The sequence below is a fragment of the Sphingopyxis sp. CR5 genome (assembly GCF_059693785.1).
The window spans coordinates 462,379-477,881 of record NZ_JCATIE010000001.1 but is presented as its reverse complement, the minus strand read 5'-3'; the positions used below and the strand labels follow the sequence as shown (position 1 = coordinate 477,881).

The following is a 15,503-nucleotide window of genomic DNA, read 5'->3' as shown; positions in this document are numbered from 1 at the left end:
CAGCGGCCGTCGAATGGACCCCGGATCAAGTCCGGGGAGACGATTGTTCGGGCTGTGCCGGCTTCGTTCCAATCGCCCCGATGCACTCGGCCAACCGCCCCACCTCCACCTCGGTGAAATGCAGCCCCAGCTTGCTGCGCCGCCACAAGATGTCGTCGGTCGTCCGCGCCCATTCGCGGTCGATCATCCACTCGACCTCTGCAACGCTGAGCCCGTGCGCGATCTCGCCGCCGAGCGCGTCCCAGTCCTGCGCGTCACGGAGCCAGTGCCGCGCCTCGGTGCCATAGGCCTTGACGATGCGGTCGACGGTCGCGGCGGGCAGGAAGGGATGAGCGAGCCGATATCCGGCCACCAGCGCCGCGGCGCCGTCGGTCGGAAAATCGCCACCGGGAAGCGGAGCCCGGCCGGTCCAGCGTTTGCCCGTCAGCGCGGGCACGACATCGGCGAGCGCGTCGACCGCCTCTTCGGCGACATGGCGATAGCTGGTGATCTTGCCGCCATAGATGGTGAGCAGGGGCGCCCCTTCGTCGCTGTCGAGGTCGATCCGGTATCCGCGCGTCGCCGCTTCGGGCTTGCCCGAACCGTCCTCGACCAGCGGGCGCACCCCCGAATAGGTCCACACGACGTCGGCGGGGGTGATCGCGGCGCGGAAATACTGGTTCGCTCCTTCGCACAGATAGGCGATTTCCTCTGCACTCGCATGGACGTCGCCCAGCGGGCCGTCATGGTCGGCGTCGGTGGTGCCGATCAGCGTGAAGTCGCGTTCATAGGGGATGGCGAAGAAGATGCGCCCGTCGGGAAGCTGGAAGAAATAGGCATAGTCGTGGTCGAAGATCCGCCGCACGACGATATGCGAACCGCGCACCAGCCGCATGCCATAGTCGGGCGGCACCGATGCGCGGTGCAGCACGTCGATCACGCCGGGACCCGCCGCATTGACGAGCGCGCGCCCGGTGAAGCGATAGGCGCGGCCACCCGGACCGACCCCGTCGACCACCCACAGCCCGTTTTCGACGCGCATCGCGTCGGCCCGGGTGCGGGTGCGGATGCGCGCGCCCTTGTCCGCCGCGTCGCGCGCGTTGAGCAGGACGAGGCGCGCGTCGTCGACCCAGCCATCGGAATATTCGAAGCCGTGGACATAGCGCGATTCGAGCGGCGCGCCGGCCGGATGCCGGCGCAGGTCGATCGAGCGCGTCGCGGGCAGTTTCCGGCGCCCGCCGATATGGTCGTAGAGGAACAGGCCCAGGCGGAGCAGCCAGCGGGGGCGCAATCCGTCGCGATAGGGCAGGACGAACCGCATCGGCCAGATGATGTGCGGCGCGATGCCCCACAGGATCTCGCGTTCCTTCAGCGCCTCTCGCACCAGGGAAAATTCATAATGCTCGAGGTAGCGAAGGCCGCCGTGGATCAGCTTCGTCGACGCCGAAGAGGTGCCACCGGCCAGGTCGCCCGCTTCGAGCAGCAGCACGCGCGCGCCGCGCCCCGCGGCATCGCGCGCGACCCCGGCGCCGTTGACGCCGCCGCCGATCACGATGACGTCATAGGGTTGCGCCGGGTCGTTCATCGCATTGCTTCCTAGGAATGTTTGGCCGACAAGGCCAGTCGCCGCAAAGCTATGCGGTTTACGTATGCGCGTTGCAATCGCGGCGGGCATTGGCCACTTCACAGGCGATATCCAAGGGGAAGAGTGCGTGAGCGTCAAAGTCGAAACATTGGTGCTGTTCGGGGCGACGGGCGACCTGGCCCACCGCATGCTCTTTCCCTCGCTCTACAACCTTCACATGGACGGGCTGCTCGCCGAGACGCTGACGATCGTCGGATCGGGACGCTCGCAGATGGATCGCGCCGCCTTTCACGCCCAGGTGCGCGCCGCGCTGGCCGAGCATCTGGCCGAAGATCGGATCGATACCGAAACGATCGACGCCTTCGTCGCGCGGATCGACTATTGCGCGGTCGATGCCGGCAAGGGGAGCGGCTACGACGACCTCGCCGCCCTGCTGGGTCCGCGGATGGAGCGGCCGATCGGCGTCTATCTGTCGACCCCGCCGTCGATGTTCGGCCCGATCGCGCAAGGCCTGGCCGCCGCGGGGATCGCCTGCGCCGAATGCCGGATCGCGATGGAAAAGCCGATCGGCCACGACCTTGCTTCGTCGCGCGAGGTCAATGAACAGGTCGGCACCGCCTTTGCCGAGGACCGCGTCTTTCGCATCGATCATTATCTGGGCAAGGAAACGGTGCAGAACCTGCTCGCGCTGCGTTTTGCCAACATGCTGTTCGAGCCGCTGTGGAACGCCCAGGCGATCGACCATGTCCAGATCACCGTCGCCGAAACCGTCGGCCTGGAAGGGCGCGTGTCCTATTATGACGGCGTCGGCGCGTTGAAGGACATGGTGCAGAACCATATGCTCCAGCTGCTCGCGATCATCGCGATGGAGCCGCCCTCGAGCGTTTCGTCGACCGCCGTGCGCGACGAGAAGGTCAAGCTGTTACGGTCGTTGCGCAAGATGACCGCCGAGGATGTGAAGGCGCACAGCGTCAAAGGGCAATATACCGCCGGCGCGGTCAACGGCGAAGCGGTCGGGGGCTATGCCGATGAACTCGGCGCGCCGTCCAACACCGAAACCTTCGTCGCGCTGAAGGCGTACATCGACAATTGGCGCTGGAAGGGCGTGCCCTTTTATCTGCGCACCGGCAAGCGGATGCCGCGGCGCCGGTCGGAGGTGCTGATCCAGTTCAAGCCCGTACCGCACAATATTTTCGCACGGACCGGGTCGGGCAAGCTCGACGCCAATATGATGATCATCAACCTGCAGCCCGAAGAGAATATCCGGGTCAAGGTGATGGCGAAGCAGCCGGGGCTCGACCGCGAGGGGGTCAAGCTGAAAGAGGTGACGCTCGACGTGTCGCTGTCGCACAGCTTTGCCGGCGAGCGCCGGCGGATCGCGTACGAACGCCTGCTGCTCGACTTCATCGAGGGCGACCAGACCCTGTTCGTCCGCCGCGACGAGGTCGAGGCGCAGTGGCAATGGATCGATTCGATCCGCGACGCCTGGACGGCGGTCGACCTGGCGCCGCAAAACTACACCGCCGGCAGCTGGGGGCCGTCGAGCGCGATCGCGCTGATCGAGCGCGACGGGGCGAGCTGGCATGACTGAACGGCTCCCCGACCCCAGATTTCCCGTTCGCCCCGAGCATGTCGAAGGGCTGTCCTTTTCCCTGGGCGTAGCAAGGAAGAACGGTCCTTCGACACGCTCAGGACAAGCGGATCCTCCATTATGACAACTCTGAACCCCACCGTCGCGCGTGTCACCGACCGCATTATCGAGCGCAGCCGCAAGGGACGCGCCGCCTATCTGGAGCTGATGGATCGCCAGCGCGAAGCGGGGACCAACCGCGGGATGCTCTCCTGCGGGAACCTGGCGCACGGCTTTGCGGCGTCGGGCGAGGACAAGCCGGCGATCCGGACCGGCGCGGCGATGAACATCGGGATCGTTACCGCCTATAACGACATGCTCTCGGCGCATCAGCCCTATGGCCGCTATCCCGAGCAGATCAAGATCGCGGCGCGCGAGGTCGGTGCGACCGCGCAAGTCGCGGGCGGCGTTCCGGCGATGTGCGACGGGGTGACGCAGGGCCAGGCGGGCATGGACCTGTCGCTGTTCAGCCGCGACACCATCGCCCAGGGCACCGCGATCGCGCTGAGCCATGCGATGTTCGAAGGCGCGCTGCTGCTCGGCATTTGCGACAAGATCGTGCCCGGCCTGCTGATCGGGGCGCTGCGTTTTGGCCATTTGCCGACGATCCTCGTTCCCGCGGGGCCGATGCCGTCGGGCCTCGCCAACAAGGAAAAGGTGCGCGTCCGCCAGCTCTATGCCGAGGGCAAGGCGAGCCGCGAGGACCTGCTCGAGGCCGAATCGGCCTCCTATCACGGCGCGGGCACCTGCACCTTTTACGGCACCGCCAATTCCAACCAGATGATGATGGAACTGATGGGCCTGCACATCCCCGGCGCCGCGTTCGTCAATCCGGGGATGAAGCTGCGCCAGCACCTGACTCGCGCGGCGACCCACCGCCTCGCCGAAATCGGCTGGGCCGGAGACGATTACCGCCCGCTCGCGCGCTGCATCGACGAAAAGGCGATCGTCAACGCGATCGTCGGGCTGCTCGCGACGGGCGGGTCGACGAACCATGCGATCCACCTGCCCGCGATCGCGCGGGCGGCGGGAATGATCGTCGACTGGCAGGATTTCGACGAGCTGAGCCACGTCGTGCCGCTGCTCGCACGCGTCTATCCCAACGGCGCCGGCGACGTGAACCATTTCCACGCGGCGGGCGGGATCGGCTTCGTCGTGCGCGAGTTGCTCGATGCCGGGCTGCTCCACGGCGATATCCTGACCGTCGGCGGCGAGATGGCGGACTATAGCGGTGAACCGCTGCTCGTCGACGACGAGCTTCACTGGGAGGCCGCGCCCGCCGAAACGCGCGACGAGGCGATGCTGCGCCCGGTGGCCGCGCCCTTCTCCCCCGATGGCGGGATGCGCCTCTTGTCGGGAAATCTGGGACGCGCGATCATCAAGACGAGCGCGGTCGACAAGGACCGTTGGACGATCGAAGCGCCGGCCCGTATCTTCGACGACCAGAACCAGGTCATCGCCGCGTTCAAGGCAGGCCAACTCGACCAGGACTGCGTCGTCGTCGTCCGGTTCCAGGGACCGCGTGCCAACGGCATGCCCGAACTGCACAAGCTGACCCCGGCGCTCGGCGTGCTCCAGGACAAGGGCTATCGCGTCGCGTTGCTGACCGACGGTCGCATGTCGGGCGCGAGCGGCAAGGTGCCCGCGGTGATCCACCTGTCGCCCGAGGCACTGCCGGGCGTCGACGGAACGAGCGGTCCCGTCGCCTATCTCCGCGACGGCGATATGGTGCGCGTCTGTGCCCGCAAAGGCGAGGTCGTGGCGCTGGTCGACGACGCCGAATGGGCGGCGCGCACGCCCGCCGCCGCGCCGCCGCCGGCGCTCGGCGTCGGGCGCGAGCTGTTCGCGCTGTTCCGTATCCACGCCGACGAGGCGGAAAAGGGCGGGTCCGCGATCCTCGCGGCGATGGAGACCGTCACTTAGGGTCCTGACCCTAACTTTCCGTCATTCCGGCGAAGGCCGGGATCTCGACGGTAGTGTGGACGCAAACGCAACGATGAGACCCCGGGCTTTGCCGGGACGACCAGGAAGGTAAAACAGAATGTCCGACAGCGGTATCGAACAGATCATGCGCATGGCCCCGGTCATCCCCGTCATCGTGATCGACCGGGTCGAGGATGCGGTGCCGATGGCCGAGGCGCTTGTCGCCGGCGGCCTGCCCGTGCTCGAAGTGACGCTGCGCACCCCGGCCGCGCTCGACGCGATCAAGGCGATGAAAGCGGTGCCGGGCGCCGTCGTCGGCGCCGGCACGGTCCTGAACGCGAAGATGCTGGACGACGCGATCGATGCGGGTTCCGAATTCATCGTTTCGCCCGGCCTGACCGACAGTCTGGGGGAAGCCGCGGTCGCCGCGGGCATCCCCTTCCTGCCCGGTGTCGCCAACGCCTCTACGATCATGGCCGGGCTCGACCTCGGGCTCGACAGCTTCAAATTCTTTCCCGCCGCGACCAGCGGCGGCGTACCGGCGCTGAAGGCGCTGGCGGGGCCGTTCGGTGGCGTCAAATTCTGTCCGACCGGCGGGATCAGCGCCGCGACCGCCCCCGAATGGCTCGCGCTGGCCCCGGTGCTGTGCGTCGGGGGAAGCTGGGTCGTGCCGTCCGGACCGCTCGACCCCGCGCGGGTCGAGGCGCTCGCACGCGAAGCGGCGGCGCTCAGCGGCTGAATCGCCCCGCCCCGCTTGGCGGAGCACCCCGCCTAGTTGGTCCAGTAGATATAGTCCTGCCCGTCCTTCCACGGGGTATTGAGGGGGACGTCGATGCGGATCGGGCCTTCGAACAGGCCGGGCCAGATCGGCTTTGCCATGCCCCTGTTCTGCGCGTCGATCATGGCGCGAAGCGCCGCGACCCGCTGAGGCTGCTGCGCCGAGACATCGTGCTGCTCGGTCGGGTCGACGGCGAGATTGTAGAGGCGGGCCTTTTCGGGGCGCTTCGTCACCTGCAATTTCCAGTCGCCGGCACGCACGGCCCGATAATCGCCCGAGCGCCAGTAGAGCGCGTCGCGGGTCGCCGGACCGGCCAATATGTCCTGGCTGTCCATCACGCGGTCGGTGGGCAGTTTGGCCCCCGCCGCCGCCGCGACGGTCGCGAAGATATCGATATGTCCGGTCGTGTCGCCACGGGTCGAGCCCGACGCGATATGACCCGGCCAGCGCATGAAGAAGGGCGTCCGGATCCCTCCTTCGAAAAAGGTCGCTTTCCAGCCGCGATACGGCGCGTTGAGGTTCGGTATGCCATTGTACCATGCCCCGCCGTTATCGCTGGTGAAGATGACGAGCGTATTGTCGTCCAGTCCGGTGCGCTTGAGTTCGGCCATCACGTCGCCGATCCGCCGATCGAGCTGCGCGATCATCGCGCCATAGACGCGCGTCTTTCGATCCTTGATCTGCGGCAGCCTTGCATAATCCTCTTTCGTGGCCTGCAACGGCGTGTGCGGCGCGTTGAACGCCAGATACATGAAGAAGGGCCGGTTTCGGTTCGCGTCGATCGCCCGGATCGCCTGATCGGCGAAATAATCGGTCATATGCCCCTTGGGATGGAAGCGCGCGCTGCCGTTGAAGGTCACCGCATGACGCAGATTGGCCCAGATGAAACGGTCGATGGGGTCCCACGGCAGCTTCGCATTGACCGTGTCGGGATCGTCGTCAGACAGATATTTCGCGCCGCCGGCCAGCACCGCCAGGCTTTCGTCGAACCCCTGCGCCTGCGGCTGAAGGCGCGGCGCTTCGCCCAGATGCCATTTGCCGATGTGGATCGTGTGATAGCCCGCCGCCTTGACCGCTTCGGCGATGGTTACCTCGCCGGGGGGGACGCCCATATCGGGATAGTCCGGGATATCCTCGGTAATCAGTTCCTTGTGGAACACGGGCTTTAACGGCCCGACACCGCTGCCATGCGTCAGATTTTCGGCAAACTGGACGGGAACGGCCGTGAATTCGAAGCCGAAGCGCGTCGGATAGCGTCCCGTCATCATCGCCGCGCGCGACGGCGAGCAGGTCGCGTTGGCGGCATAGGCGGTGGTGAAATTCACCCCGCCGCGCGCGAGCGCGTCGATGTTCGGCGTCTGGACGATCCCGCCCGCGACGCCGCCGCCGTTCAGGCTGATGTCGTTCCAGCCCAGGTCGTCGGCGACGATCAGGATGATGTTCGGCGGTCGCTTGCCCTCCGGCGCCTGTGCGGGCCCCTGCTGCCACGTCACCGGGCGGTTCGCCTGCACGGGGCTGCGCCAATCCTGGATCAGGCCCGGCAACCGGTATTTGTTCGCCTGAAATGCCTGATACCCGCCGGCCGCGATCAAAACGCCGGCACCAAGCGCGATCCACCGCTTTTTCACCGCAACTCTCCCCCTCACCCGAACGTCAATATCGCAATGTGGCCGAACGCGGCGAGCAGCGCGAGCAGCAGGCCGGCGGTCGTGCGCGGGCTGGCATGAAAACCGAATTCGCGCCGCGACGGAAAGCTGAAGGTCGTCTCTATACCCAGACGCTTGGCCGGATGCGCCGCCCGGAACACCGGGTCGCTCGCCAGGCGGACCAGGTCGCGGCGGCTGCGATAGCGCATCGCGCCGAAGAGCGACCAGCCGGGATCGGCCGGGGTGTTCCAGGCATCGACGTAGCCGCCGACCTTGCGCCCGACGAAGACCGGATGTCCACCACGGCGGACAAGGGCGCGCACGAATGGCCGCGAATAGCGGGTCAGCCATTCGGCACCGCCCAGCGTTTCGCCGCTCGCGGGATCGGTGATCAGGCCCGGACGCGTGCGGACGAGGTTGAGCATCACGAATTCGCGCCCGTCGTCAGCTTCAGAAAGGTGCGCAGGCGCGCGGCGTCGTTACCCGTTTCATCCATCCGGTCGCCGAGCGACGCGAGGAAAGCATCGACCTCCTCCGCGCGCAGAGGACGGCGCAACCCGTCGTAGTAAAGACGAAACAGCGTCCACAGGAGCAGCGCAGCCGCCCATGTCGCCGCGATATAGAGGCCCCTGTCGTCCATCCCCACCCCATCCGCGCGATTGCGCCGAAAACTTATGACACTATATGTGTCATTATATGCGTGGGCCCGCAAGCGTTATGAACGCGGGCCATTGACCTGACCGGCCCGCTGGGCCAGCGGAGAGCGATGGCATCGAAGACCGACAGACAGGCAGCGGAGAGCGACGGACGCCGCGCGCGCAGCCGGTCGAGCCGGCGGCGGATCGTCGCCGCCATGCTCGAACTGATCGAAGCCGGCGACCTGATGCCCAGTGCGGCGCGCGTCGCCGACGAGGCCGGCGTGGGGCTGCGCACCGTCTTTCGCCATTTCGACGACATGGATTCGCTGTATGCCGAGATTTCGGCGACCATCGCCGAGCGGGTCATGCCGATCGTCGCCGCGCCCTATGCAAGCCCCGACTGGCGCGAGAACCTGCGCGACCTGACGCGGCGCCGGGTGCGCGTGTTCGAAACGATGCTGCCCTTTCGGCTCGCCGCAAACATAAAGCGGTATCAATCGGTCTTCCTGACCGCCGAATATGCGCGGGTCGTGCGGCTGGAACGCGAGTTGATCCTGCGCCTGCTGCCCGATGCGGTGCGGACCGACCGAACGCGGGTCGAGGCGCTGATCGTCGCGCTGTCCTTTCAGACGTGGCGGACGTTGCGCCACGACCAGGAGTTGACCGCCGAGGATGCCGGAGCGGTAACCGCGCACATCGTCGCGGCGCTGGTCGCGGCAATGCCCGAGGGGCAGCCCTAGCCCGCCGTGCGGCGCGCCTTGCGGCGACGGCGCCACGTCCAGGCGAGCGCGACGAGCAGCATCAGCACCCCGCCCGCCGCCGCGCCGAGCCGGATTGCGCGCTTCTTGCCCTGATGTTCCCACGCATAGGCGTTGATCTGTTTGTCCGCAGTATAGCCGGGCGGCATGTCGAGCACGCCGTTCGCCTTTGCATAGGCGCGGTAATCGGCCTGCATCGCGGCGAACCGGTCGGGCATGTCGCGTGACAGGTCGCGCGTTTCGCCGGGGTCGGACGCGATGTCGAACAGGCGCCAGCGGCCATCGCCGGTCGGCGGCAGGTTGCGCACCAGCTTGTAACGCCCGCGAAACAGGGCGGCGTTGCCCGAAAGTTCATAGCCGAGCGGCGTGTCGCCGTGGACACTCCCCGGCCGGCCCTCGAGCATCGGGACGAGGCTGCGCCCCGTCACCGGTTCGACGGCCCGACCGTTCCAGCGCCCATCGGGCAGCGGCAGGCCCGCGAGTTCGGCGAGCGTCGGGACGATGTCGGTGACGTGTGCGAAGCCGTTGTTGATCACCCCGGCGCGGATGCGGGCATTGCCCGGCCAGGCGACGATCAGGGGGACGCGCAGGCCCCCTTCGGCCGCACTGAACTTGTAACCGGAGAGCGGCGCCGCCGCCGCGCTCGCCCAGCCAGGCCCGATCGCGCTCAGGCTGTTACGGCGGCCGATATTGGCGGTCGAGGTGTCATATTCCATCCCGAGAAAGATGCGGTTGCGCAGGCTGCTGTACGGATTGGTCGGTTCGGGCCCGTTGTCGGACAGGAAGACGAAGACCGTGTCGTTATATTGCCCCGCCGCCTTGAGGTGCGCGACGAGGCGGCCGATCTCGCGGTCCATCGCGGTCGCCATGCCGGCATAGGCTTGCATGACGCGCACCGCCGCCTTGCGCTCGTCGGCGTCGAGCTTCGCCCAGTCGGGGGTCGTCGCCATCGTCACCATCGGCAGCTTGTCCGGCACGATACCCAGCGCGGCGGCGCGCTTGGCCCGCGCGATGCGCAGCGCGGTCCAGCCGTCGCGATAATCGGCGGCGTAGCGCGCGATATCGCTGTCGGGCGCCTGTACCGGGATGTGGTTGGCGAGGAAATTGACCGAGGCGAGGAACGGCTTGCCGCTCGCCGCGCCGCTGTCGATATAGTCGATCATCTTCTGCACGACGAAGCGCGACGAATAATAGTCCTTGGGCAGGTTCGCGGGCTTGCCGTCCTCGAACCAGTTCGCCTTGTCGTACATGCCCTCGATCGGGCGCTGGTCGAAATTGTCGGCGCCGGCATCGGCGAGGCTGAAGGCGCGATCGTAGCCGCGCGCGCCGGGAAGCCGCGCCCGATCCTTTCCAAGATGCCACTTGCCGGTGAGGTAGGTGCGATAGCCCGCGGCGCGCGCCATGTCGCCGATCGTCACGACGCGGTGGTTGAGGACGGTGTCATACCCCGGCTTGCCGACATGTTCGGGCGGGATCGTCTCGGGCATGTTGCCGAGTCCGTTGCGGTGGTTCATCACCCCGGTCTGGAGCATCGCGCGCGTCGGCGAGCACGATCCCGACACGTGGAAGTTGGAAAAGCGCACGCCGACCTTCGCCAGCGCATCGATGTTCGGCGTCGCATAGCGCGCACCAAAGGCCCCGACGTCGGTAAAGCCCCAGTCGTCGGCGAGTAGGATCACGATGTTCGGATGATGCGCCGCGCCGGGTTTCGCGACGGACGAAAAGGCGGGGGCCGCCGCCGGAGCCGCAAAAAGCGGCGTCACGGCAAGCGAAGCGCATGTTGCGATGACGACCGTTCGCTTCAAAATGCCGCCTGGCGGCATCGACCCCCCAGTCGAAAAGCGTGCGGCCATCGCCCCCTCCCCTGCTATCTAATATATTGGCAGCAATTATGCCAATATATTTCGCAAAGGCAATCGGGCGGACAATTTTCTATCGTTCGCGGTACTCGGGCGGGCGTTTGGCGAGGAAGGCCGCGAGGGCTTCCTTATGATCCTCGGTCGCCGAGAGGATCACCTGCTGGCGGTCCTCGATCGCCATCGCCGCGTCGAGGCTCTGCGCGTCGATGTTGAGGTTGAGCGCCTGTTTCGACAGGCGCAGGCCCCACGGGCTGGTCGACAGCATCTCGTCGGCGAGCGCGAGGCCGCGGTCGAGCAGCGCGTCGGCATCGACGATCTCGCTGACCAGACCCGCCGACAGCGCCCGCTGCGCGTCGATGAAGCGGCCGGTCAGGATCATTTCGGACGCGAGGCTGGCGCCGACGAGGCGCGGCAGGAAATAGCTCGACGCCATGTCGCAGCCGCCGAGCCCGATGCGGATATAAGCGGCGTTGCAGCGGAAATCGGGCGCGGCATAGCGCACGTCGGAGGCGAGCAGCAGCGACAACCCGCCGCCCGCCGCGGCGCCGTGGCCGAGCGCGATGATCGGCTGGGGACAGGCGCGCATCTTGCGATAGATGTTGCCGATGCGCGTCTGGGTCCGGAGCGTCCGCAGTACCGGCGTTTCGTCGGTCGCACGATCCTCCTGAATATCGAGCCCGGCGCAGAAACCGCGCCCGGCGCCGCGCAGGACGACGACGCGCACCGCCTTGCGGTCGGCGAGGCCGCCGAAATAGGCATTGAGTTCGTCGACCAGGCTTTGGCTGAGCGCGTTCAGTCGCTCGGGCCGGTTGAGCGTCGCGATCTCGACCGCGCCGCGCGCCTCGACCAGCAGTTCGCCGCTCACAGCGTCTGCCCGTCGTCGACGGTGATCACGCTGCCGGTGACGCCGAGCGAGGCGTCCGAGCACAGGAAGAGCAACGGCGCGTGGAGGTCGCTCGGCGGGCGAAGGCGCTGGCGCGGGAAGGTCGCGACGAATTTCCTGCCCGCCTCGCTGTTGAACAGGTCGGCGGTCATTTCGGATTCGAAATAGCCCGGCTGGATGACGTTCACATTGATCCCGCGCCGCGCCCATTCGCGCGCGAGCGCCTTGCCCATGTGGCGCACCGCCGCCTTCGTCGCGCCGTAGACCGAGGTCGCGGGAAAAATCTTTTCGGCGGTGATCGATCCGATGATCACGATGCGGCCCTGCTGGCGCTCGCGGCTGCCGGCGGCTTCGAGACGGCGCGCGCCTTCGGTCACGGTCAGGAACACGCCGCGGACATTGGCGGCGAGCAGGCCGTCGACGTCGTCGACGCTGAGCCCCAGCGCGACCTTTTCGGTCGCGACGCCGGCATTCGCGACGATCGTATCGACGATGCCGAAGGCGGCCTCGGCGGCGTCATAGGCGGCCTTGGTCGAGGCTTCGTCAGTGACGTCGAGCGACACCGCGACGGCCTGCCCGCCCGCCGCCTCGATTCCGGCCACCTGCTCGGCGAGCTTGTCGGCGCGGCGCGCGGCGAGCACGACCTTTGCTCCCGCGGCCGCAAGCGCCTTCGCAAAGCCGGCGCCCAACCCCGACGAGGCACCGGTCACCAGCGCGACGCGCCCGGTCAGATCGAAAACAGGGTCGTTGCTCATGTCTCTCTCCCATCGTCACGCCCGTCGACGCCGAACAGGCGCCGGGATAATCGGCTTTCCCTTTACGTCAACCGCGCGCGGCAATAAACTTTTAATACTAAGCATTGCGCAGCTGCGCGGAAATGCGTTGACATGGCGCTTTTGTTCTCTTATTGTTCCTCTTGTGCACAGACAACCTATTCCCCCGTCGCGGCTGCGGAAGCGCGGCGGGCGGGGGATGAGGTTCAAGCGTTGCACCGCCCCCTCCCGACCGATCGCCCGACGTCCTGCGAGCCTTGCCGCACCGCATCCTGTATGCTCGCTGTTGACATAGGCCATCACCCGCACTAGCGGCTGCGAATAATTCGCAATAGCGAATCGCCGTCATGCTTGAAGGGGGTATTTCTTGTCGTTTCTCCATCCCGCTCGTCCAGCCCTGTCCGCGCTTGCTCTTGCAGCCGGTTTCGGTGCGGCGCTCGCGCCCGCCGCCGCCCAGTCGACCCGCGACGACGCCAACGACGATATCGTCGTCACCGGATCGTACACGACCAACGACAAGCTCGATTCGGCGACCGGCCTCGGCCTTTCGATCCAGGAGACCCCGCAGTCGGTCACGGTGATGACCGCACAGCGGCTCGAGGACCAGGGGCTGCGGTCGCTGAGCGACGTCGTCAACAATGCCGCCGGCGTCTCGTCGAAAGCCTTCGACACGACGCGCAACGGCTTTTCGGCGCGCGGGTTCGAAATCGACAGCTATCAGATCGACGGCATCCCGCTGAACTGGGACGCGGGCTATAGCGCGGGCGAGTCCGAGATCGATGTCGCGCTGTACGAGCGCGTCGAAATCGTCCGCGGGGCGACGGGGCTGTTGTCGGGCGCCGGCAATCCGTCGGCGTCGATCAACCTGGTACGCAAGCACGCCGACAGCGACCGGTTCGCCGCAACGGTCACCGCGGCCGGGGCGCGCTGGGATACCATATTCGGCATGATCGACATCCAGTCGCCGCTCAGCGCCAACGGCGCCGTGCGCGCCCGCGCCGTGGCCAAATATGAGGAAGGCGACAGCTTTACCGACCTGCTCCACAACAAGCGACTGGTGCTGTATGGCGTCGTCGATGCCGACCTGAACCCCGATACGCGGCTGAGCGCCGGGATCAGCTACCAGGACAACAGCCCGCGCGGCACGCAATGGGGCGGCCTGCCCGTCTGGTTCACCGACGGGACGCGCACCGACTGGGCGCGATCGAAGACGATCGGCGCCGACTGGACGCGCTGGGCCTCGACCAACCGCACCGTGTTCGCGAACCTCGAACAGGATTTCGGCGCCGACTGGACGCTGCGGCTCTATGGCAATTATTCGCGCAACAAGAGCGACATGCAGCTCCTTTATCTTTCGGGGCAAGTCGACAAGGCCACCGGGTTCGGCCTGGGGACCTTTCCCGCCAACTATCGCGGCGACCTGAGGCAGTTCGACGTCGGCGCGCGATTGAACGGCAAATATCGCCTATTCGGCCGCGAGCATGACCTGATCCTTGGCGCGAGCTATGCGCGCCAGACGCTCGATTTCTTCAGCTATGCCGCCGATTTCGCGACCGTCGCGACGCCGGGCGACTTCTTCGATTGGGACGGCAGCTACCCCGAGCCGGTATGGAGCGGAACCGCGTCGCACGACCTCGATCAGACGACGCGGCAATGGGGCTATTTCGGCGCGACACGCCTGTCGCTGACCGACGGGCTCAAGCTGATCGCCGGCGGGCGCCTCAGCAGTTGGGACCGCAGCGGCGTATCCTATGGCACGGCGGCCGACTTCGGCGACCGCAACCGCTTCCTGCCCTATGCCGGCCTGCTCTTCGACATCGTGCCGGGGCAGACGCTCTATGCGAGCTATACCAAGATTTTCCAGCCGCAGAACAATCAGGACCGCAACGGCGATTTCCTGCCGCCGGTCGACGGCGTCAACTATGAGGCTGGCCTGAAAAGCAGCTTTTTCGGCGGACGGCTGAACACCGCGCTGTCGGTCTTTCGCATCGAGCAGGACAATCTGGCGCAGGCCGACCCCGGCCAGCTCGTCCCCGGCACGATCAACCAGGCCTATTATGCCGCGCCCGGCGCGCGCAGCACCGGGTTCGAAGTCGAAGCCAATGGCGAAGTCATGCCCGGCTGGTCGGTTGCGGCCAATTATACGCAGTTCAAGGCGAAGGACGCCGACGGGAACCGCATCAATACGCTGTTCGCGCAAAAGCTGCTGCGCCTGTTCACCACCTATCGCTTCGCGGGCGGCCTCGACGGGCTGACGATCGGCGGCGGGGTGAACTGGGAAGGATTGAGCTATACCGACACGGTCAACCCGGTCACGGGGCTCGACGAACGGCTCGAGGTGCGCCCCTATGCGCTCGTCAACCTGATGGCGCGCTATCAATTGCCGGGTGGCCTGTCGTTGCAGGTCAACGCCGAGAATCTGTTCGACAAGACCTATTATTCGCAGATCGGCTTTTACAACCAGCTTGCCTATGGCGAACCGCGCAACGTGACGCTGACGCTGCGCTATCAATATTGACGCACCGCGCACGCGGTTTCTGCTTGGGGGATCGGGTGCGATCATGGCACATTGGCGGTCATGGCGGACCCCGAGATCCTGATCTGCCCGACATGCGAAGCGGCCAACCGCGTCCCGCGGTCGCGCCTGGCCGATGCGCCGCGCTGCGGCAAATGCCACGCCGCCTTGTTCGCCGGCGGGCCGCAGGCGGTCGACATGCGCCGGTTCGACCGGCTCACGCGGACCGGCACCCTGCCCGTCTTGGTCGATTTCTGGGCGGAATGGTGCGGGCCATGCAAGGCGATGGCTCCCGTTTTCGCGGGCGCCGCGCGGGACCTGGAGCCGCATATGACGCTCGTCAAGGTCGATACCGAGGCCGAGCCAGCCCTCGCCGCACGGTTCGCGATCCGCTCGATCCCGACGCTCGCCATCGTCGCCGGGGGTCGCGAGGTGGCGCGCCAGTCGGGACTGATGGATCGCGCCGGCCTGCTCCGCTGGGCCAGGGCGGCGATCGGCCAGCAGGCCGGCACATCGCCTCCCGATCGATAGACGGC

At 66.8% G+C, this 15,503-nt stretch carries 13 protein-coding genes; 6 read left to right on the top strand and 7 right to left on the bottom strand.

Going from position 1 to position 15,503, the window contains the following annotated elements; all coding sequences use genetic code 11:
• Positions 1-25 precede the first annotated feature (25 nt).
• A complete protein-coding gene (gene glpD, locus AC58D2_RS02305) occupies positions 26-1,564 on the bottom strand; it encodes a glycerol-3-phosphate dehydrogenase (protein ID WP_497386955.1) in 1,539 nt (512 codons plus the stop codon).
• Positions 1,565-1,691: 127 nt separating this feature from the next.
• On the opposite strand from glpD, the gene zwf reads away from it, so the two are divergent.
• The 3 genes from zwf to eda all read left to right on the top strand — a co-directional run bounded on the left by zwf (position 1,692) and on the right by eda (position 5,856).
• The gene (zwf, locus tag AC58D2_RS02300) at positions 1,692-3,155 is read left to right on the top strand and encodes a glucose-6-phosphate dehydrogenase (protein ID WP_497386953.1); all 1,464 of its coding nucleotides are present in this window, start codon (positions 1,692-1,694) and stop codon (positions 3,153-3,155) included.
• A 120-nt stretch (positions 3,156-3,275) separates the two neighbouring features.
• Positions 3,276-5,117, top strand: a complete 1,842-nt coding sequence (edd, locus tag AC58D2_RS02295) for a phosphogluconate dehydratase (protein WP_497386951.1) — start codon at positions 3,276-3,278, stop codon at positions 5,115-5,117.
• A 118-nt stretch (positions 5,118-5,235) separates the two neighbouring features.
• The gene (gene eda / locus AC58D2_RS02290; RefSeq protein ID WP_497386949.1) at positions 5,236-5,856 is read left to right on the top strand and encodes a bifunctional 4-hydroxy-2-oxoglutarate aldolase/2-dehydro-3-deoxy-phosphogluconate aldolase; all 621 of its coding nucleotides are present in this window, start codon (positions 5,236-5,238) and stop codon (positions 5,854-5,856) included.
• Between the two features lie 32 nt (positions 5,857-5,888).
• Here the strand turns inward: eda and AC58D2_RS02285 are convergent, their stop codons facing one another.
• Genes AC58D2_RS02285 through AC58D2_RS02275 form a run of 3 tightly spaced genes read right to left on the bottom strand, consistent with a single transcriptional unit; the run spans position 5,889 to position 8,181 of the window.
• Positions 5,889-7,523, bottom strand: coding sequence for a sulfatase-like hydrolase/transferase (locus AC58D2_RS02285; RefSeq protein WP_497386947.1), 1,635 nt, complete (start codon positions 7,521-7,523; stop codon positions 5,889-5,891).
• Positions 7,524-7,537: 14 nt separating this feature from the next.
• Positions 7,538-7,969 (bottom strand): hypothetical protein, encoded by a 432-nt coding sequence (locus AC58D2_RS02280; protein WP_497386945.1) that lies wholly within the window; start codon positions 7,967-7,969, stop codon positions 7,538-7,540.
• Positions 7,966-8,181, bottom strand: a complete 216-nt coding sequence (locus AC58D2_RS02275; RefSeq protein WP_497386943.1) for a hypothetical protein — start codon at positions 8,179-8,181, stop codon at positions 7,966-7,968. Before AC58D2_RS02275 ends, AC58D2_RS02280 begins: the two co-directional genes overlap by 4 nt.
• Positions 8,182-8,307: 126 nt before the next feature.
• On the opposite strand from AC58D2_RS02275, the gene AC58D2_RS02270 reads away from it, so the two are divergent.
• Positions 8,308-8,919: a TetR/AcrR family transcriptional regulator gene (locus AC58D2_RS02270; protein WP_497386941.1), complete on the top strand. Its 612-nt coding sequence runs from the start codon at positions 8,308-8,310 to the stop codon at positions 8,917-8,919.
• On the opposite strand, the gene AC58D2_RS02265 is transcribed toward AC58D2_RS02270, so the two are convergent.
• The 3 genes from AC58D2_RS02265 to AC58D2_RS02255 all read right to left on the bottom strand — a co-directional run bounded on the left by AC58D2_RS02265 (position 8,916) and on the right by AC58D2_RS02255 (position 12,434).
• Positions 8,916-10,700 (bottom strand): arylsulfatase, encoded by a 1,785-nt coding sequence (locus tag AC58D2_RS02265; protein ID WP_497386939.1) that lies wholly within the window; start codon positions 10,698-10,700, stop codon positions 8,916-8,918. The two genes, AC58D2_RS02270 and AC58D2_RS02265, sit on opposite strands and share 4 nt — an antisense overlap.
• A gap of 169 nt (positions 10,701-10,869) precedes the next feature.
• Positions 10,870-11,661, bottom strand: coding sequence for an enoyl-CoA hydratase/isomerase family protein (locus AC58D2_RS02260; protein ID WP_497386937.1), 792 nt, complete (start codon positions 11,659-11,661; stop codon positions 10,870-10,872).
• Positions 11,658-12,434: an SDR family NAD(P)-dependent oxidoreductase gene (locus AC58D2_RS02255; RefSeq protein WP_497386935.1), complete on the bottom strand. Its 777-nt coding sequence runs from the start codon at positions 12,432-12,434 to the stop codon at positions 11,658-11,660. Before AC58D2_RS02255 ends, AC58D2_RS02260 begins: the two co-directional genes overlap by 4 nt.
• Positions 12,435-12,819: 385 nt before the next feature.
• Here AC58D2_RS02255 and AC58D2_RS02250 point away from each other — a divergent pair, with 385 nt between their 5' ends.
• Both AC58D2_RS02250 and trxC read left to right on the top strand, forming a co-directional pair.
• Complete coding sequence (locus AC58D2_RS02250; protein WP_497386933.1) at positions 12,820-14,970, top strand: TonB-dependent siderophore receptor; 2,151 nt, start codon at positions 12,820-12,822, stop codon at positions 14,968-14,970.
• Positions 14,971-15,030: 60 nt separating this feature from the next.
• Positions 15,031-15,498 carry a thioredoxin TrxC gene (gene trxC, locus AC58D2_RS02245; RefSeq protein WP_497386931.1) on the top strand — a complete coding sequence of 156 codons (468 nt, stop codon included), beginning with the start codon at positions 15,031-15,033 and terminating at the stop codon, positions 15,496-15,498.
• Positions 15,499-15,503 lie beyond the last annotated feature (5 nt).

Excerpts from the sequence above, each read along its gene's own strand:
- trxC (WP_497386931.1), top strand. The coding sequence starts at position 15,031 with ATGGCGGACCCCGAGATCCTGATCTGCCCGACATGCGAAGCGGCCAAC.
- edd (WP_497386951.1), top strand. The coding sequence starts at position 3,276 with ATGACAACTCTGAACCCCACCGTCGCGCGTGTCACCGACCGCATTATC.
- glpD (WP_497386955.1), bottom strand. The coding sequence starts at position 1,564 with ATGAACGACCCGGCGCAACCCTATGACGTCATCGTGATCGGCGGCGGC.
- eda (WP_497386949.1), top strand. The coding sequence starts at position 5,236 with ATGTCCGACAGCGGTATCGAACAGATCATGCGCATGGCCCCGGTCATC.
- AC58D2_RS02255 (WP_497386935.1), bottom strand. The coding sequence starts at position 12,434 with ATGAGCAACGACCCTGTTTTCGATCTGACCGGGCGCGTCGCGCTGGTG.
- AC58D2_RS02275 (WP_497386943.1), bottom strand. The coding sequence starts at position 8,181 with ATGGACGACAGGGGCCTCTATATCGCGGCGACATGGGCGGCTGCGCTG.
- AC58D2_RS02270 (WP_497386941.1), top strand. The coding sequence starts at position 8,308 with ATGGCATCGAAGACCGACAGACAGGCAGCGGAGAGCGACGGACGCCGC.